The following is a 17,629-nucleotide window of genomic DNA, read 5'->3' as shown; positions in this document are numbered from 1 at the left end:
CAAGGACGGTTCCGGGTGACCGCCGATCTGACAGGAGGACTAACCTACGGACATGAGCGCTGAGCCCGTTCCGCACGTCGAGGGCATCGATCCGCACACCACCGCGGGGAAGATCGCTGACCTGGAGCGACGCCTCGACGAGGCCGCCCACGCCGGATCCTCGCGTGCGGTGGAGAAACAACACGCCAAGGGCAAGATGACCGCCCGTGAGCGGCTGGTCGCGTTCCTCGACGAGGGATCGCTGGTGGAGTTCGACGAGCTCGCCCGCCACCGGTCGTCCAGCTTCGGCATGGAGCGCGAGCGGCCGTACGGCGACGGCGTGGTCACCGGGTACGGCACCGTGGCGGGCCGCCCGGTGGCCGTCTTCGCGCAGGACTTCACGGTCTTCGGCGGCTCGCTCGGCGAGGTGTTCGGCGAGAAGATCGTCAAGGTCATGGACCACGCTCTCAAGACCGGCTGCCCGGTGGTCGGCATCAACGACTCCGGGGGCGCGCGCATCCAGGAGGGCGTCGTCTCGCTCGGGCTCTACGCCGAGATCTTCAAGCGCAACGTCCACGCCTCGGGGGTCATCCCGCAGATCTCCCTGATCATGGGCCCGTGCGCGGGCGGCGCCGTGTACTCCCCCGCGCTCACCGACTTCGTGCTCATGGTGCGCGAGAAGTCGCACATGTTCATCACCGGCCCCGACGTCATCAAGACGGTCACCGGCGAGGAGGTGACGTTCGAGGAGCTCGGCGGCGCGCACACCCACAACTCCAAGTCGGGCGTGGCCCACTACGAGGCGGCCGACGAGGCCGACTGCCTGGAGTTCGCCCGGGCGCTCCTGTCGTACCTGCCGTCCAACAACATGGACGAGACCCCGGTGTTCGACTCCCCCGCCGACCTGGCCGTCAGCGACGCCGACCGCGAGCTCGACACCCTCATCCCCGACTCGGCGAACCAGCCGTACGACATGCACCAGGTCATCGAGCACGTGCTGGACGACGGCGAGTTCCTGGAGATCCACGCGGGGTTCGCGCCCAACATCGTCGTCGGCTTCGGCCGGGTCGAGGGGCACTCGGTGGGGGTGGTGGCCAACCAGCCGATGAGCTTCGCGGGCACGCTGGACATCGCCGCTTCCGAAAAGGCCGCGCGTTTCGTCCGCACCTGCGATGCCTTTAACATTCCCGTCCTTACTTTCGTGGACGTGCCGGGCTTCCTTCCGGGTACTGATCAAGAATGGAACGGGATCATCCGGCGCGGCGCCAAACTGCTGTACGCCTATGCCGAGGCGACGGTGCCGCTGGTCACGGTGATCACCCGCAAGGCGTACGGCGGCGCCTACGACGTCATGGGCTCCAAGCACCTCGGGGCCGATATCAACCTGGCGTGGCCGACGGCGCAGATCGCGGTGATGGGCGCCCAGGGCGCGGTCAACATCCTCTACCGGCGCGAGCTGACGACCGCGGACGACCCCGACGCCGAGCGGACCCGGCTGATCACCGACTACGAGGACACGCTCGCCAATCCGTACCTCGCGGCCGAGCGGGGGTACGTCGACGCGGTGATCCGGCCCTCGGACACCCGGGTCAAGATCGTCAGGGCGCTTCGCGCGCTGCGCAACAAGCGCCAGACCCTGCCGCCGAAGAAGCACGGCAACATCCCCCTGTAGGAGGCGTCCATGGATCAGCCCTATCTGAGGATCATTCACGGTGACGCCACCGTGGAGGAGGTCGCCGCGCTCGTGATCGCAGTTGCGACAAGGCAGACAAGCCTGGTGCAAACCGCTCGAAACCGCGAAACGTGGCGTAACCCAGCACATCAGCTGAGAAGGGCGTTCCCCACGGGGCCGGGAGCGTGGCGAGCAAGCTCACTGCCCCATTAGATCTTTGGAAGTGGGTGTCAAGCGAGCTAAGAGTTGGGACTATCTAGAAATGGGGGAATATAGTCAGCCGATCATTGCCTAGGACCGAGGCCTGGAGGAGAGCATGGCAATCCCGGACCTCACACCGCATCCCGTGGCGGCGAAATACGCCGTTCTCGTGGACGTCGGCTATCTCTACGCTGCGGCGGGCGAGGTCATCTTGGGCGCCAAGGAGCGCAAGGAATATCGCGTAGCGGCCGACGAGCTGATCCAAGCTCTCAAGAAGCACGCGATGGAGCGCATCCCCGGCGAGTTGCTGCGCGTCTACTGGTACGACGCCGCCCGCGACCGGGTGCCCACCGTCGACCAGCGTGTGATCGCGCAGCTTCCGTGGGTCAAGGTGCGCCTCGGCAACCTCAACGCCCGTGGGCAGCAGAAGGGCGTCGACGCGCAGATCCGCAGCGACCTGGAGGCACTGGCCCGTCACCACGCGGTGAGCGACACCGTGCTGATCGCGGGAGACGAGGACATGGTCCCCGCCGTCGAGGCGGCCCAGACGTTCGGAGTACGCATCCATCTGTGGGGCGTCGAACCTCCCTATGGAACCAATCAGGCCGAGCGTCTCGTATGGGAGTCCGACACCGTCGAGGAGCTGGGGTCCGACTTCCTGCGCCCCTACTTCAACCGTGCCGCCCAGGTGGTGACCGCCACCGCGCCCACGCCGCCGTCGCCCGCCCAGGTGTTCGCCGGCCGCACCGCGCTCAGCGCCAAACCCGCCGTCAAGCACCCCGGGCAGGTCACCAAGCTGGGGCCGAGCCGCCCGAGGGTCGAGGAGGTCGGCGAGCACGTCGCGCAGAAGTGGATCCTCACGCGGGGCCGCGACAACATCCGCGACCTGCTCCCGGGACCGCTGCTGCCGACGGTCATCGACACCGAGTTGCTGATCGAGGCCGAGAAGGAGCTCGGCCACTCCCTGCGCCCCTACCCCGAGGCCCGAGTGTGGCTGCGCGACGGCTTCTGGGCCCGCGTCTACCGCGAATTCGACCTGGGGGTCGGCATTTCGACGAAGTGACACCGGCCGACGGCGAGGTCCGATTCCCGCCAGTCGTGCGGCCTGAACAGGGCATAACGTCGTAGCTGTGACACCACACCAGACCCTCGACTTCGACTCCTGTTACAGGGCGGCGAGCGCTCGCGACACGAGGTTCGACGGGCGGTTCTACACGGCCGTCACCTCGACAGGCATCTACTGCCGCCCCATCTGCCCGGCCCGTACGCCCGCACGGCAGAACGTCCGGTTCTACCGGCACGCCGCCTCGGCGGAGGCGGCGGGGTTCCGCCCGTGCCGCCGTTGCCGCCCCGAGCTCAGCCCGGGAGATCCCGGCTGGGACGTCGCCGCCGACCTCGTCGGACGGGCGCTGCGGCTGATCGACGACGGCGTGGCCGACGAGTACGGCGTCGCGGGCCTCGCGAGCCGGTTGCACGTCACAGAACGGCACCTCCTGCGCCTGTTCACGGCCCAGCTCGGCGTCGGTCCGCTGGCCGTGGCGAGGACCCGACGGCTGCTGCTCGCCAAGCAACTGCTGACCGAGACCCCGCTGCCGATCACCGACGTGGCGTTCGCCGCCGGGTTCGGCAGCGTGCGCCAGTTCAACGCCACGATGAAGGAGGCGTACGGCTTCGCGCCCAGCGACCTCCGCACCACCTCGGGCCCCCTCGCCCGCGCCGCCTCCGCGAGAACCACCAGACCAGGCTCCCGGACCACCACCTCCGCTGAAGCCGCGAACCAGGGTTCCCAGACCACCGAGTCCGCTGGAGCGGTGAACCACGATTCCCAGGCCATCGCGTCTCCTGGAGCCCCGACATCGGGTTCCCGGGTCGCCGGGTCGTCGCGGGGCGTCACTCCCGGCATGCCCGCGACGCTCACGCTGCGGCTGAACTACCGGCCGCCGTACGACGCGGAGACCCTGCTCGGCTTCCTGGCCTCCCGCGCTGTCCCGGGGGTCGAGGAGGCGAGCCCCACCGGCTACCGCCGCGCCGTGCCCGGAGGGGTGATCACTCTGGCTCCCGCCGTCGGGCACATCAGGCTGTCGGTGACCCTCGACGACACCCGTCACCTGGCGAGGATCGTCTCCCGGTGCCGCCGGTTGCTCGACCTCGACTCCGACCCCGGCGCCATCGCCGACGCCCTCCGCGCGACCGCGCTCCGCCCGCTGGTCGAGCGACGTCCGGGGCTGCGCGTGCCCGGCGCCTTCGACGGCTTCGAGCTGGCGGTACGCGCCGTGGTGGGCCAGCAGGTCTCGGTCGCCGGCGCCAGGACGCTACTCGGCCGCATCGCCATCCGCGCCGGAACCCCTGCCAAGCCCTACGACGTCGCAGCCCTCGCCGGACCCCCGTCCCCACCCGGACCCCTGGCCGGACCGTCCGACCAGCCTTACGACGGTGGCAGGAGCGCGCGGGTGGGTGCGGACGCCGATGGACCGCGCCTGCTGTTCCCGAAGGCCGAGTGGCTGGCGGGGGCCGATCTGTCCGGGCTCGGGCTGACCGGGCGGCGCGTCACGACGCTGAAGATCCTCGCCGAGAAGACGGCCTCGGGCGAGCTCGACCTCGACGGCGGGGCGGACCCGGCCGAGACCGCGTCCCGGCTCCTGGACATCCCGGGCATCGGGCCGTGGACCACCGGCTACATCGTGATGCGCGCCCTGCGCGACCCCGACGCCTGGCCCTCCGGCGACCTCGGCCTCCGGCGGGCCATGAAGGCACTCGACATCCCCGAAGACGACACCGAGCGGTGGCGCCCCTGGCGGGCGTACGCCGCGCTACACCTCTGGAGCTCGGAGACGCCATGAACGCAACGATCGACGCACAGGTCCTGCCGACTCCGACCGGGCCGCTCTCGCTGCTCGTACATGAGGACGTGCTGGTCGCCGCGGGGTTCACCGCCGACCCCGGTGCGATGCATGTACGGCTGCCGGGGACGCTCACCGCGCTCCCCCTCCAGCTCGTCGACGACCTCGGCAAGCCCGCTCGGGCCGTACGGGACTACCTCGACGGCGACCTGTTCGCTCTCGACACCGTAGAGCTCGACCAGCCGGGGACGCCGACCCGGCAACGGCTGCTCGCGGCGCTGCGCGCCGTCCCTGCGGGAACGACGGTGAGCTACGCGGAACTGGCCGAGCGGGCCGGGCTGCCGAGGACCGCGGCGCGGGCGGCCGGGTCGGCATGCGCCCAGAACCTCGTCGCCCCGTTCGTCCCCTGCCACCGCGTACTCCCCTCCGCCGGCGGCTTCGGCGGCTACTACTACGGCACCCCCGTCAAGGAATGGCTCCTCAAGCACGAAAACGCCCTGTAGAGGAAGCTATCGAGCGGGCCTTCCTGATCCCCTCAGCTCCCAGGGGTTCACTCGCATCAGGCCGGGACTGGAGCGCTGACGGCGGCGCGGTGGTCACCGAGCACAGGCAGGGCGGCCCGCTTCTCCGTCGGAACGGTGTCAAGCACCCTGCGTGCGCTGTGAAGGGTCATGTGGGTGGGCAGTCCACCGCCAATCAATGCGCTAAACTAACTAATTGGATCATTGATTAGGTAGTTTACGTCATTTATTGCGTAGTTCGCTCGCCGTTCCGAGGAGCCATGCGAACCTTTATTGACCTTGATCGCGTTCTGGACAGAGTGCCCTCCCGGATCGTGACCACTCTGAGCGCCGTCGACTTCGGCCGCGGCTGCGAAGCGCTGTACCGGGACCAGTTGCCCGGCCTGCTGCAAGAACTCGCCGACCGCGCCCGAGTGGCCAGCATCACCGCATCCTCCGCCATCGAGGGAATCGTCGTCCCCGACCCCGTTCGCGCCGAACGCATCATCCGCGGACAAGCCACAGCCTTCCGGAGCCGGAGCGAGGAGGAACTCGCAGGTGCGCGCGATGCCCTGGACTACCTCTTCCAGCACGACTGGCGGCCACTCAACACCGGCCTGCTGCTTCACCTGCACCGGCTGCTCTTCGTCCACACGGCCGCACCGGGAGGCCGGTTCAAGAGGGAAGACAACCTGGTCGTAGATCGGATGCCCGACGGAACTCTGATCGAACGGTTCCGTCCCGTCAGCGCGGCCGAGACCGACTTCCACGTCCACGAATTGATTGAGCGCTACCTGAAGGCGGTCGACGAGGGACAGCACCACAGCGTCCTCCTGGTCGGCCTGTTCATCCTGGACCTGCTGGTCATCCACCCCTTTGAGGATGGCAACGGCAGGATTGCCCGAGCGCTCACCAACGCCCTGCTCATGGACGCTGGATACGGTGTGGTGCGCTATGTCAGCCTGGAGCAGGTCATCGCCAGATCGCCTGACTCCTACTACCAGGCCCTGCTGGACTCGACCCACGGCTGGCACCAGGACACCGCCGATCCCTGGCCGTGGCTGTGCTACTTCACCAAGCTGCTCGCCCAGGGATACCAGGTCTTCGCCGCACGCGCCGCAGCCGAACACTCACCCGGCACCAAGCAGGACCGTGTCAGAAACTACGTGATGCGGCAGGGACCCCCCATCTTCAGGATCACCGACATTCGTGCCGCGCTTCCAGGCATCAGCGACCAGACGATCCGCCTGGTTCTCAACGAAATGAGGGATGAAGGGATCATCGCCGCCGACGGTGTCGGCCGCTCAGCCATGTGGAGGCGTCACACCCTGAACTGACATCCCATGATCGTTACAACCGTGCACCCATCTCATGGCGGTCCACCCCTGTTGCGAGGAGCGACCCGCAGTTGCGGCCCCCGCGCTTGCACAGCCTGCGGAGTCCGTCCCGCAGCTTCTCAACGTTGACGGCTTGGCTGTGCATGTGACCGATCTGGACGCGATCGACGGCAAGTCCCATCTTCGACCTCGCCCTGTTTCGGCAGGCTGAAGGCCGAGCTCGACCGGCAGGCCCACCGGGACGGCGGCTACTTGGAGTCACTCAGGCCGGGACTTGAGCGCTGATGGCGGCGCGGTAGTCGCCGAGCGCAGGCAGTTCGGCCCGCTTCTCGACCGGCACGGTGTCGAGCACCATGCGGGCCGTACGCAAGATTATTTGCGTACGGTAGGCTACCTCATCGACGTCGCGACCCGGCCGGACGGCCGCCTGAACCTGGTCCGCGAACTTCTTCCATACGGCAAGCCGCTGCTGCTGCAAAAACCGGTCTCCTACACGCTGGACGAGGCGACCGCCATCGCCCGGGAAGCGGCACAAGCGGGCGTTCCGGTTGCGGTTAACCACAACCTTCGGTGGGCGCCTGCGCAACGGCTGCTGCTCGACTGGGCCCGGACCGGACGGCTCGGCGACCTCGCCCATCTGGCGCACGTCCACCACTTCTGCGAGGACGAGGGCACCTGGTACACCGACCATCCCGGCTACCTGTTTCTCGACCACGGGCTGCACTACCTCGACCTCGCCCGCCAGCTTGCCAGGAGCGACCCGGTCGCCGTATCGGCGCGCGCAAGCATCCTGCCCGGCCAGCGTGCCCGCTGCCCACTCACCTACACGATCATGCTGGCGTTCGACGCCCCGCTCGTCGCCTGTCTGACCATGTACAACCGGACCCGCAGCCCGCAGGCCTGGTCCAGCGCCTGGCATGTTAACGGCGACCGGGCCGACGCTCAGGCCACCTACAGCACTGCCGCCCTGCACACCGCTTGCGGCTCCGAGACGTTCACGCCGCCCGGCGAGTGGGTGCCCGACGGGATCCTCGGCGCCTACACGGCGTTTGTCCACGCTCTTGAAGCCAGCGCCATTCCCGAGCACGACATCACCGACCACCTGCGCAGCCTCGCGTTGGCCACGGCCGCACTGGAGTCGGCGAACACCGGCGGAAACTGGACCACCGTCGCGGCCACCGGCCCCCGCCTGGAAGGCTCGGCCCGATGACGGGCCCGATAGCGCTCGCACTCGAAGGCCCGCCGGGAGCAGGAAAGACCACGTTGCTCGGCGCGCTGGTGCCCACCCTCGGTGATAGTGCCCTGTTCTTCAGCGAGCCGAACATCAAGCTCAGCAGCGGCACCGGGACTCCGGTCCACAGCGCCCCCGCAGCCCATACGCTGTGGTACCTGCGGCAAGAAAGGGCCCGCGCGGCAGCGCTGCGCGCGCGAGACCTCACCGCCTGCTCGGATGTGGTGGTGTGCGACCGCAACCACCTGGGCGTGCTCGCCTACACCTGGGCCTCCCGCCGCGAGGCCACCCTGCCGTACAGCAAAGCCGTCGCCTACTACCGCCGACACATCGAGCCCCTCTATGACAGCGGCCTGCGAACGGTGATCCTGCTGGTGAGCGTCACGGCCAGCTTGGAGCGCCGCGGGGGTCGCCCGGCCCATCCACGCTGGCGCCAATGGTACGAGCGGGGCCTTCTGGAGCGGATGTCGGAGTTCTACACCGAGCACGCGCCCAGCCTGTGTCCTCACCCGCCGCTGGTCATCGACACCGATCGGCTTACCCTCTCGGCTGTTCTGTCCGCCGTAGCCGATGAACTGCGCACCGCCGGAGCCACCGTCCCCGCGCACCCGCCCACAGCTCCAGCCAAGCCGGGCGTCGATGCCCGATTTGGCGGCTTCTACCGCAAACTGGGCGGCTCGGCGGTCCTGGGTGGCACCGTCACCGATGCGTTTGCCTACCGAGGCGGGCTGATGCAGATGTTCCAACTCGCCAGCCTCATCCAGCTTCACGGCCTTACTCGGCTGTGGAATCCGCTCAACGTCCTGCCCACCGACGATCTCAACGGAGCCGCCCCATAAGCAGCCAAACACCGTGCGTGATCGGCGTCAATTTCGGCCACGACGGCGGCGCCGCCCTCCTCACGCCGGATCTCATGGTCGCGATCGGCGAGGAGCGGCTCAATCGCCGCCGCTACAGCCCCGGCTGGCTCAACGCCGTCCTGTACTGCCTGCGCGCCGCCGACCTCAGTCTCTCTGACGTCGACCTGGTGGTCGCCAGCTCTTTTGGCCGCACCCCGGCGACCTCCGCTGACACGGGTCTGCGGTACCTGGGAGTCGACCCCGGCCGGATCATCATCGTCGACCACCACCTGTCCCACGCCTATACCGCCTACTGTCTCGGCCCACACGAGGAGACGACCATCGTGGTCACTGACGGTGCCGGCAACAACGCCGACACCGAGACCTTCTATGCAGCCAACCGCGACGGCATCACCCGGTTCGGCGGCAACGATCCCTCCCGAAGACGGGCGGGCGGGATCGGCGCCACCTACGAGGCGTTCACCGAATGGCTCGGCTGGTCTGCCCAGGAAGCCGGCAAGACCATGGCACTGGCCTCCTACGGAGATCCCGGCGCGTTCGCCGCCCCATTGTTCGACCTGCACGACACTCGCGTGTACGGGCGACTGACCGCCACCCACTCCGCCGGGATCGCCGAGCTGACCGCCCGCACCGGCTGGGACTTCGGGCCACCCGGCAGCAAGGGCACCGACCAGCGCGGCATCGACGCCGCCGCTTACCTACAGGCCCAGGTCGAACAAGTCCTGACCGGACTCGTCGAAAACGTTATCGCCGAAACCGGGATCACCCGTCTGTGCCTGGCCGGCGGGGTCGCGCTCAACTGCGTCGCCAACGACCAGATCCGCCGCCTCCCAAAGGTCACCGCGTTGTTCGTTCCTCCACCCGCCTCCGATCGCGGCCAGGCCCTCGGCTGCGCCCTGTACGGGTTCCACCGGCTCACAGGCGAACTTCCACGCCGCCCGCTGGCCGATGACTCCTTCGGCCGCGCCTATAGCGATGAGGAAATCGAACTCGCGCTCAACCGTGACCCCCGCTCCGGTCTGGTCGAGCGAGCCTTCGTCCCGTTCACGTGGCGGCGCGAAAGCGACATCACCACAACTGCGGCGCAGCTTCTCGCGGACGGCAAGCTGATCGGCTGGTTCGACGGCGGCAGCGAGCTTGGACCCCGCGCGCTCGGCCATCGCTCCATCCTCGCTGACCCGCGTACGATCGCCTCCCGCGATGCCCTCAACGATCGGATCAAGCACCGGGAGCCGTTCCGTCCGTTCGCGCCTGCCGTCCTGCAGGCCGATGCCTCCCACTGGTTCGACCTCGACCCCGACGGATCACCCTTCATGCTGCTGGCGCCGACTGTCCACCCCGGCCAAGCCCACCTGATTCCCGGTGTCGTCCACGTCGATGGCACAGCCCGCGCCCAGACCGTCGACCCCAATATCAACGCCCGTTTCGCCGCCGTGATCGAACACTTTGGGAAGATCACCGGGGTGCCGGTCGTGTTGAACACTTCGTTCAACGACCGTGAACCGATCGTCGAGTCACCCGCGGACGCCCTGGCCACCTTCCAGGCCACCGACCTGGACGCGCTCTGCCTGGGAGACTACGTCGTGGAGAAGCGACCATGAGTTGCGGCCTGCGACAATCAAGGCATGACCGCCGTTCGACTTCGCCAAGCCGCCCGCGTGATCGTTCTCGACGATAGCGATCAGGTGCTCCTCCTGCGCTATGAAGAAGGCAACGGCGTGTTCTGGGCAACCCCGGGCGGCGCCTTGGACGCGGGTGAGACCCACACCCAGGCGGCGATCCGTGAGCTGCGTGAGGAGCTTGGCATCGAAGAGGTCGAGTTGGGCCCGCAGCTCGCCTCCCGCGCCAAGACCCACATGATCCATGGAGAGCTCACTGAGCAGGTCGAAAAGTACTTCATCGCCCATATTCCCGCCGATCAGGTTGACCCTGCTCAGGCCACCCAGACCGACGACATCCTCGCTTGGCAGTGGTGGGATCTCACCGAACTCGGCCGTACCCGCCAGACCGTCTACCCGCTCGGCCTCACTGCCTTGATCAAGCAGTACCTGACCGAGGGGGCCCCGGCCGCCCCATATGTGCTGCCGGGATAGACGAAGATGCCGGGGAAAGCCCCGCGTGCGGACCTGGCAGGACGGGGTGAGCCGTTCTCCGCGTTCTGGAGTGAGCGGCACCTGTGCACGCTGACCACCGTCCGTTCCGACGGGACGCCGCATGTCGTGCCGGTCGGGGTGACGCTCGACCTCGGCACGGCGACCGCTCGGGTGATCACCTCGCGTGGGTCGTACAAGGCCCGGCTGGTGGCCGCGGCCGGGCCCGGGGGCGCGCCGGTCGCCGTCTGCCAGGTCGACGGGCGGCGCTGGTCCACCCTGGAAGGGCTTGCCGTGATCCGGGACGACCCCGACGAGATCGCCGACGCCGAGCACCGGTACGCGCAGCGCTACCGCGCGCCCCGGCAGAACCCCGAACGGGTCGTGATCGAGATCGAGGTCACGCGGATTCTCGGCAACGTCTGAGATGCCCTGTGCCGGCGGATGACCCCGACGCGGGGCCTACCTGGTCATTTCCCGCCAGAAGTCGCGCATCAGCGGGGGCGGGGTCGGTCCCGTCATCTCCACCTGGCTGAGCAGGATGGTGACCGTGCCGGTAGACGGTATGAGGTGCGCCGCCGTTCCGGTGCCGCCGACCCAGCCGTAGCGTCCCGGGACGTTCCAGGGATCGATGGCCTCGACGTCGACCGAGCCGCCGAAGCCCCACCCCTGCCCTTCCAGGAACAGCACGCTCGCGTCACGCTGGGACCGGGTCAGCTGGTCGCTGGTCATCTGCCGTACGGACGCGAGCGACAGCAGTCGGCGACCGTCGACGGTCCCTTCGGCGAGCATCATCCTGGCGAAGGAGAGCAGGTCGTCGGCGGTCGAGACCAGCCCTCCGGCGCCGGACGGGAACGCGGGCGGGCTGCTCCACTGCCCGCCGGGTGCGTCCACCAGGTTCAGGCCCCCGGCCGGATCGATGCGGTAGTAACAGGTGAACCGGTCGAGCTTGCCGGTCGGAACGTCGAATCCCGTGTCGACCATGCCCAGCGGCTCGAACAGCCGCTCGGCCAGGAACTCGGGCAACGGGCGGCCAGAGACCCTGGCGATCAGCACGCCCAGGATGTCGGAGCAGGTGTTGTACAGCCAGGCGTCCCCCGGCTGACACAGCAGCGGGATGCGGGACAGCCTCGCCATCCACTCGTCCGGCGCCGGGATGAGTTGAGGTTGCGGTGGCCCCTGGTTCAGTTCAGTGAACAACGGGGCGATCGCCGGCAGAGAGAAGTCGGACGGAAACCCGTACCCGGCACGGAAGGTGAGCAGATCTTCCACAGTGATCGGCCGGGCAGCCGGGACCACGTCATCGACCGGACCGTCCGGCGTCCGGACCACGCTCGGTGACGCCAGTTCCGGCAACCATTCTCCGATCGGGTCGTCCAGCGCGATGCGGCCTTCGTCGACCAGCATCATGACCGCCGCGGCGATGACGGGCTTGCTGACCGAAGCGATACGGAAGATCGTGTCCCTGGCCATCGGGGATGTGCCGTCGACGTCGACAGACCCGACGGCCTCCACCTCGACCCCGCCGCCCCGGGCCACCAGACCTACCACCCCCGGCACCGATCCGTCCCCGACGTACGTCTTCAAGAAGTCACGCAGGATGCTCATCGGTCCACCTTCTCAACCGCGCGGCTCCAAGGTAAGCTCACCGCCGCACCGGGTGATCATCGCCCCGATGCCCACTATCCGCTCCGATCAGCAGCCACGAGATCGGGCTTGCCGTCCAGAGACTCCACCACACCCGGCAGATCTCCACCACCGGCCTCTCCGTGCCCGAAAAGCCGCCTCAAGGCACACGATCTTCCTGGGACGGACAACCGCCCCTCCTTAACTCAAAGCGTGAGCGTAAATGATCGGCCAAAGATAGCCTTGGAGATCGACATTGCGTCAGTACGGAGAGTCTATTGGTAGAGCAACGCTCCCTATTCGGCCCTGATCTTGAAACGTTCCACGCCAAGCCACCTGGATCCCAATACCGGCGCATGCGAGTGCTGATCACGGTCAAGGCCGCTCCGAACCCGTCGGAGACCTATGGCGAGACTGTGTGCGTCGCCGCGCTACGACTTGATCCTGACAATCCCGGCTGGATCCGGCTTTATCCGATCAACTATCGCGATATGGACAATAATCGCAGGTTCCGGAAGTATGACGTCGTCACGCTGGAGGCCAAGCCCAGCCCGAACGACCCGCTTGCCGAGAGCTGGCGACCACTAGCTGACAGCTTCGTCGTGGAGAAGCACCTTCACGGCTGGCCAAAGCGGATGGCTTATCTCGACGAATACATCGAGGGATCGATGTGTGACCTCATCGCCGCTGTCCGCCGACATCCCTCTGCTCGATCACTGGCAGCCATTCGGCCCGCGGAGATCCTCGACCTGATCATCAAACCGCACCCAGGTTGGACAGCCGTGGAACAAAGAAAGATCGATCAGTATGTCCGACAGCTCGGCCTCTTCGAGTCGGCTCCTCGCACAGCGCTCCAAGCTCCGCGTTTCAAGGCGTGGTACCTCTACCGCTGCCAATCTTCCGGCTGCAAGACGCACCACCAAGGGATCTACGACTGGGAACTCGTCGCCCTCCAACGCCACCTGAATGCATACGACAACGAAGCAACCAAAAGGGCGATCCGCGAAAAATTTTGGGACATGATGTGTGAACCGGAGCGCGACACCATCTTCTACGTCGGCAACCAGCAGGCGCACCCGCAGAGCTTCATCGTGCTCGGTGTCGTATATCCACGCAGGGCTAAGCGGATATCGGGTAGCTGGAGCGCTCGCTGACGGCCGACAGGACAAGATCTCGGTGGCAGCGCCGCTGGTCGATTTCGAAGCACATGACCGCGACCATACGCTGGCGACCGGCCTCGGCGATGCGCCCCAGGCACTCCTGCGCGTCGGGGCCAAGGAGTTGAGCCGAGTAGGCTCCACGAGCGACCCCCAGTTCAGCGGGGGTACCGCCGAAGCCGGCCCTGTTCCATTTGGGGTTGCCGAGCTCTCGCATGTGCTCGTAAACGATGCCGGCTTCTGCCAGAGCCTTAGCAAGAGCGGTCTTGCTGAACCCCCGCTTACGGGAAATCGCGTTAAGCCGTACGTCCACCAACAGTGCCACGCCCTCATGCTGCAGCAGCTCGATGAACTCCCCGAGGTCACGGCCCTCGTAGCCCACACCGAACGCTCGTACGTGCTGCTCCACCATCGGCATGATCTCAACCCTCTCACACGGCCGCCGCCGCCACTCAGGGGACTCAGCAACCTGTGAGATCTCCTGGGCACCGTTGACGGGACACCGTTGACATCGCCCGCTGGCGCGAAGCCGGGGGGACCTGCCCGGCACTCGCCGCCACCGAAACCCTTGTGCGCCTGATCGGTCAGGAGTCGCCGCGGACGATGCTCTGGACCTCGCCCACGGGGACGTCCCTGACGGCGGTCGCCTGGACGGGCTGGAAGGCGAAAGCGACTCCGCCACCGGCGGTCACCGGCCACTCGGTCGTGACGGTGAGGACGTACGCCTTGCGCGACTGGTCGACCGAGGCGCGGAGGTAGCGGACGCCGCAGGTGAACGTGCCGCCCTTCACGTACGGATGGCCCGTGGGACCGCAGTCCTGCCTGACCTCGGCCCGGTCGGAGGTCGTGCCCGAATCGATCTTGACGTCCGTGAGGGTGGCGGTCACGGTAGCGGACATGACACCGGGGAGCTCGGCCGTCACCGACCGGGTGGTGGCCCCGATGCCGGTGAGCCACACCCAGGTCGGAAGGTTCACGTAGCTCTTCACGTCGGGGCTGAGCTCGATCTTCGGCTCGGGCACGGTCAGCGCGGCCCGGGCGAGATCGTAGAGCTCCTGCAGGGTGATCCCGCCCGGCGGCGTCGTCCCCTGGGGTACCCAGACGGCTCCGGGCAGTCCGGTCGCGCACGCGAGCCCGTCCGGATCGGCGGCGTTGTACGCGGGTGCCCACCAACGGCCGTTCTGCCCGACCTTGTCCTTGTACTGCTTGAGGAACTGATCGAAGTCCTCGGCGGTTCCGGTCGGATGCGTGTGGAACCAGTCGTCCCTGATGTCCTGCTGCCTGGTCAGCATGTCGTCGGCCTTGTCGCCGGGCTCGTACCAGCAGGGACGCTTGACGCGGTAGCCGTCGCTCTTGGCTCCGAGGCCGTTGCCGCTCAGCACGATCTTGGAGTCGCGAAGCACCACGCCGCTCGTGCGGCCGTCCTGGAAGCCGGTGCCGCGCGGGCCTCCGGGGTCGGAAGCCGGGGCGGTCGCCAGCGAGGCGGCCAGGACGAACGGCATCAGCGATCTCATCGGCGGCACTCCTTCGCACGCTCGTGGGGGTAGGAGGCGTGCAGGTAGGTCTTGACCCGCCAGGTCCCGTCGTCGCCCTTCCGCACGCCCGCGACCTGGAGGTAGATCGAGGTGGGCTGCCGTGTCCAGGCGGGCTGGCCGGTGACCGGACGGCCGCTGTCGGCCTCGGTCACCCGGACGCCCGACTCGTCGACGCAGGCGTCCACCTCCGCGCCCCGGCCGGAGGCCGACGCCACCCGTACGGCGTACACCTTGGCGGACCCCGTGGCCGACTCGCGCCGGTCGACGAAGCCGCGAACCCAGGTGTAGGCGTCGCGGCCGGCCTGGTCCTCGACCCCGGAGAGGTAGGCGGTGTCCTCGCCCTGGCTGACGACCGCCTTCCAGGATCCGACATAGCCGTCGGTGAACGCCCTGACCATGGCCTGCTGCGCGCTGTCGAGCCCGGAGGGCCACTCGATGGACACGGTCATGCCGGGCGCCACCTCGACGTTCTCGATCCCCGGCGTCGACATGGCCCGCGGAGCGCTGAGCGGGCCCGGCGTCGCGGCGGCGGAGGGATCGGCGGCGGCGTTGGATGATGGGGCACCGGAGGGCGGGGCACCGTCGGCAGGGGTGAACGGGCGCTCCGCGCCGGCGCCCGAGCATCCGGTGCCCAGCAGCGCGACGGCGGCCAGGGCAGCCCGCATCCGCATCCGCATCCGCATGCCGACGACGCTAACCACGGGCCGGGAGTTCGAACCACCGTTATGCGCGTATCGGCATGACTCGCGGGAAACATCCTGACCCGCGCGCCCCATCCCTCTCACCGCCGCTGCCGCCTTTCTCCTGCTTGTTCGGGTTTTCGTGGGTCACGCGGACGGCATCGAGTGCAGCCGCCAGGTGGGCAGCAGCTCGTCGATCAGCGACTCCGTCTCCGGGGCCATCCCCCCGCCGTACGGATGGGAGGACGACCGGCGGTGCAGCCCGTCGACCACGGCGCGCAGCTTGAGCGGGTCACCGGTGGCGTGCGCCGCCCGCAACAGGTCGCGCCAGAGCCCCTCGTCGTCGGCCGCCAGCAGCAGCCCCGCCCGTACCGCGGCCACGGCCGCCTCGGCGTCTCCGTGGGCGAGCCGCACCTCGCAGAGCCTGTGGGCGGCGTCCGCCACGCTCGCCGCCACCTCGTACTCCAGCTCGTCGGCCGCCAGCCAGGCGTACCGCCCGCGCGGCCTGCCGTTGAGCAGCGGGCCCCGCACCAGCCCGAGCGCCTTGTCCAGGAGCACGGCCCTGGCGCTCGGGTCGTTGTGCGAGCGCCGGACGAGCTCACGGAACAGCTGCCAGTCGGAACGCACCTCGGGACCGAGCCGCAGCCGGCCGGTGTCGTCGGTACGCAGGTTGGGCCTGCCCTCGCTGTCGGTGCCCAGCCACTCGGCCACCCGGGCGATCGTGGCGTCCCGTACGACGGCCTGCACGCCGCGCGGCCACAGGATGCCGCCGAGCACGACCGGATGCACGCCCGCCGGATGGGTCGCGAGGTAGACGACCAGCTCGCACGCCAGCTCGGCCCTGCCCTCCTCCAGCGGCGGCACCGGGCCGATCTCTATCGGGCCGAGGACCCGCACGTTGATCGACGGCGAGGTGGTGAACTCGCGGGACTCCTCGTCCTCGCGCACCGGCTCGCCCTCGCGGCGCTCCGCCGTGCGGAACAGCTCGACCACGGCGTCATAGTGGCGCCGGGGCAGGAGCTGCGCCGCCACCGTGACGCCGAGCGCCTCCACACGCGCCTTGCCCTCCTCGGTGATCTCCCAGGTCCAGGTGGGGTGGGGGACGTCACCCGCGATGACGTACCCGGCGGCCATGCGGGTGCCCGCGCGCCCGAGCCTCGCCAGGCGGACGGCCTCGTCGGCGTCGGGCCCGATGGCGGAAAGCAGGAAGTGCGGAGGCCAGACGGGGTCGGCGGCCCGGCCGTGTACGCGGCCGGTCAGCACCTGCGTGCCCGAGGCGGTCATCTCCTCCGCCCTCGCCTCCAGCTCGGGCAGCGCCTCCGCCAGGCTGCCCACGACGCGGACGCGGTGCGGGGCGATCGTCGCCAGGTCGTTCCCGAAGCCCACCAGCGTGACGCGCATCTGGTCGGACCAGCGGTTGGTCGCCAGCTCCACCGCCAGCGCGGCGAGGGCGTCGCGGACCCGGTGCCCGGCGATGGCGATCACGCCGTGCGCCGCTTCGAGGTCGATCAGCACCCGGCCCGACTCGGTGACCCCCAGCGAGACGAGCCCGGGGTACGGGGCGGGCGCGTCGGCCAGCGCGTGCTCGTCGATACCCCGGCCCTCGTGAGCGAGCAGCCTCCAGGTACGGCCGCCGTCGTGCGACTCCCAGGGCTCGGGGGCGTCCTGCTCCGGCGGATGGATCCACAGGTCGAGCCCCCGCGCGGACAGGTGCACGGCGTAGATCGTCGGGGGTACGCGGCCCTGCTCGGCCAGGAGCTTGCCGAGCAGGCGCAGCCCGTTGTCGAGCATGCGGCTGCCGGGGGCGTCGGAGCCGAGGCGCAGCGCGACCTCCGCGCCCGCGGCGTCGCCCCTCGGGCGGGGGATGCGGTGGCCGAACGCGCGGTGCCAGAGCTGCTCGCGCCGGCGGCGGCCGAGGGCC

The 17,629-nt window shown here is 68.7% G+C and carries 17 protein-coding genes; 12 read left to right on the top strand and 5 right to left on the bottom strand.

The features are described 5' to 3' along the window. Positions 1–52 precede the first annotated feature (52 nt). The 11 genes from AB0B89_RS14070 to AB0B89_RS14020 all read left to right on the top strand — a co-directional run bounded on the left by AB0B89_RS14070 (position 53) and on the right by AB0B89_RS14020 (position 11,136). On the top strand, positions 53–1,651 hold the full coding sequence (locus AB0B89_RS14070) for an acyl-CoA carboxylase subunit beta (protein WP_358552163.1): 1,599 nt from the start codon (positions 53–55) through the stop codon (positions 1,649–1,651). Positions 1,652–1,660: 9 nt separating this feature from the next. Next, positions 1,661–1,864: an acyl-CoA carboxylase subunit epsilon gene (locus tag AB0B89_RS14065; protein ID WP_358552161.1), complete on the top strand. Its 204-nt coding sequence runs from the start codon at positions 1,661–1,663 to the stop codon at positions 1,862–1,864. Positions 1,865–1,967: 103 nt separating this feature from the next. Next, on the top strand, positions 1,968–2,915 hold the full coding sequence (locus AB0B89_RS14060; RefSeq protein WP_358552159.1) for an NYN domain-containing protein: 948 nt from the start codon (positions 1,968–1,970) through the stop codon (positions 2,913–2,915). 67 nt (positions 2,916–2,982) lie between these two features. Further along, positions 2,983–4,692, top strand: coding sequence for an AlkA N-terminal domain-containing protein (locus AB0B89_RS14055; RefSeq protein ID WP_358552157.1), 1,710 nt, complete (start codon positions 2,983–2,985; stop codon positions 4,690–4,692). Beyond that, the gene (locus AB0B89_RS14050) at positions 4,689–5,195 is read left to right on the top strand and encodes a methylated-DNA--[protein]-cysteine S-methyltransferase (protein ID WP_358552155.1); all 507 of its coding nucleotides are present in this window, start codon (positions 4,689–4,691) and stop codon (positions 5,193–5,195) included. Before AB0B89_RS14055 ends, AB0B89_RS14050 begins: the two co-directional genes overlap by 4 nt. 392 nt (positions 5,196–5,587) lie before the next feature. Further along, entirely contained in the window at positions 5,588–6,529 is a 942-nt protein-coding gene (locus AB0B89_RS14045) for a Fic family protein (RefSeq protein ID WP_358552153.1), read from the top strand. A 376-nt stretch (positions 6,530–6,905) separates the two neighbouring features. Next, a complete protein-coding gene (locus tag AB0B89_RS14040; RefSeq protein WP_358552151.1) occupies positions 6,906–7,739 on the top strand; it encodes a Gfo/Idh/MocA family oxidoreductase in 834 nt (277 codons plus the stop codon). Beyond that, a complete protein-coding gene (locus AB0B89_RS14035) occupies positions 7,736–8,599 on the top strand; it encodes an AAA family ATPase (RefSeq protein ID WP_358552149.1) in 864 nt (287 codons plus the stop codon). Before AB0B89_RS14040 ends, AB0B89_RS14035 begins: the two co-directional genes overlap by 4 nt. A gap of 17 nt (positions 8,600–8,616) precedes the next feature. Beyond that, entirely contained in the window at positions 8,617–10,221 is a 1,605-nt protein-coding gene (locus AB0B89_RS14030) for a carbamoyltransferase C-terminal domain-containing protein (RefSeq protein ID WP_358552147.1), read from the top strand. A gap of 24 nt (positions 10,222–10,245) precedes the next feature. Then, on the top strand, positions 10,246–10,713 hold the full coding sequence (locus AB0B89_RS14025) for an NUDIX domain-containing protein (RefSeq protein ID WP_358552145.1): 468 nt from the start codon (positions 10,246–10,248) through the stop codon (positions 10,711–10,713). Between the two features lie 6 nt (positions 10,714–10,719). Continuing rightward, complete coding sequence (locus AB0B89_RS14020) at positions 10,720–11,136, top strand: TIGR03618 family F420-dependent PPOX class oxidoreductase (RefSeq protein WP_358552143.1); 417 nt, start codon at positions 10,720–10,722, stop codon at positions 11,134–11,136. Between the two features lie 36 nt (positions 11,137–11,172). On the opposite strand, the gene AB0B89_RS14015 is transcribed toward AB0B89_RS14020, so the two are convergent. Further along, positions 11,173–12,318 (bottom strand): serine hydrolase domain-containing protein, encoded by a 1,146-nt coding sequence (locus AB0B89_RS14015; protein WP_358552141.1) that lies wholly within the window; start codon positions 12,316–12,318, stop codon positions 11,173–11,175. Between the two features lie 374 nt (positions 12,319–12,692). Between AB0B89_RS14015 and AB0B89_RS14010 the strand changes: the two genes are divergently transcribed. Continuing rightward, positions 12,693–13,490, top strand: coding sequence for a hypothetical protein (locus tag AB0B89_RS14010; protein ID WP_358552139.1), 798 nt, complete (start codon positions 12,693–12,695; stop codon positions 13,488–13,490). Here the strand turns inward: AB0B89_RS14010 and AB0B89_RS14005 are convergent. The 4 genes from AB0B89_RS14005 to AB0B89_RS13990 all read right to left on the bottom strand — a co-directional run. Next, positions 13,456–13,911 (bottom strand): DUF488 domain-containing protein, encoded by a 456-nt coding sequence (locus AB0B89_RS14005; RefSeq protein ID WP_358552137.1) that lies wholly within the window; start codon positions 13,909–13,911, stop codon positions 13,456–13,458. The genes AB0B89_RS14010 and AB0B89_RS14005 overlap by 35 nt on opposite strands. Before the next feature lie 166 nt (positions 13,912–14,077). Next, positions 14,078–15,007, bottom strand: a complete 930-nt coding sequence (locus AB0B89_RS14000) for a hypothetical protein (RefSeq protein ID WP_358552135.1) — start codon at positions 15,005–15,007, stop codon at positions 14,078–14,080. Further along, entirely contained in the window at positions 15,004–15,711 is a 708-nt protein-coding gene (locus AB0B89_RS13995; RefSeq protein ID WP_358552133.1) for a hypothetical protein, read from the bottom strand. Before AB0B89_RS13995 ends, AB0B89_RS14000 begins: the two co-directional genes overlap by 4 nt. A gap of 144 nt (positions 15,712–15,855) precedes the next feature. Further along, positions 15,856–17,629: bacterial transcriptional activator domain-containing protein (locus tag AB0B89_RS13990; RefSeq protein ID WP_358552131.1), on the bottom strand; the 1,774-nt coding region annotated here is incomplete at its 5' end.

This window comes from Sphaerisporangium sp. NPDC049002 (genome assembly GCF_040649355.1).
Lineage (GTDB): Bacteria > Actinomycetota > Actinomycetes > Streptosporangiales > Streptosporangiaceae > Sphaerisporangium.
Note: the sequence above shows the minus strand (reverse complement) of the source record. Positions and strands in the feature narration are given on the sequence as shown.

Excerpts from the sequence above, each read along its gene's own strand:
- AB0B89_RS14070 (WP_358552163.1), top strand. The coding sequence starts at position 53 with ATGAGCGCTGAGCCCGTTCCGCACGTCGAGGGCATCGATCCGCACACC.
- AB0B89_RS14065 (WP_358552161.1), top strand. The coding sequence starts at position 1,661 with ATGGATCAGCCCTATCTGAGGATCATTCACGGTGACGCCACCGTGGAG.
- AB0B89_RS14060 (WP_358552159.1), top strand. The coding sequence starts at position 1,968 with ATGGCAATCCCGGACCTCACACCGCATCCCGTGGCGGCGAAATACGCC.
- AB0B89_RS14050 (WP_358552155.1), top strand. The coding sequence starts at position 4,689 with ATGAACGCAACGATCGACGCACAGGTCCTGCCGACTCCGACCGGGCCG.
- AB0B89_RS14035 (WP_358552149.1), top strand. The coding sequence starts at position 7,736 with ATGACGGGCCCGATAGCGCTCGCACTCGAAGGCCCGCCGGGAGCAGGA.
- AB0B89_RS14025 (WP_358552145.1), top strand. The coding sequence starts at position 10,246 with ATGACCGCCGTTCGACTTCGCCAAGCCGCCCGCGTGATCGTTCTCGAC.
- AB0B89_RS14020 (WP_358552143.1), top strand. The coding sequence starts at position 10,720 with ATGCCGGGGAAAGCCCCGCGTGCGGACCTGGCAGGACGGGGTGAGCCG.
- AB0B89_RS14015 (WP_358552141.1), bottom strand. The coding sequence starts at position 12,318 with ATGAGCATCCTGCGTGACTTCTTGAAGACGTACGTCGGGGACGGATCG.
- AB0B89_RS14010 (WP_358552139.1), top strand. The coding sequence starts at position 12,693 with ATGCGAGTGCTGATCACGGTCAAGGCCGCTCCGAACCCGTCGGAGACC.
- AB0B89_RS14005 (WP_358552137.1), bottom strand. The coding sequence starts at position 13,911 with ATGCCGATGGTGGAGCAGCACGTACGAGCGTTCGGTGTGGGCTACGAG.
- AB0B89_RS14000 (WP_358552135.1), bottom strand. The coding sequence starts at position 15,007 with ATGAGATCGCTGATGCCGTTCGTCCTGGCCGCCTCGCTGGCGACCGCC.
- AB0B89_RS13995 (WP_358552133.1), bottom strand. The coding sequence starts at position 15,711 with ATGCGGATGCGGATGCGGATGCGGGCTGCCCTGGCCGCCGTCGCGCTG.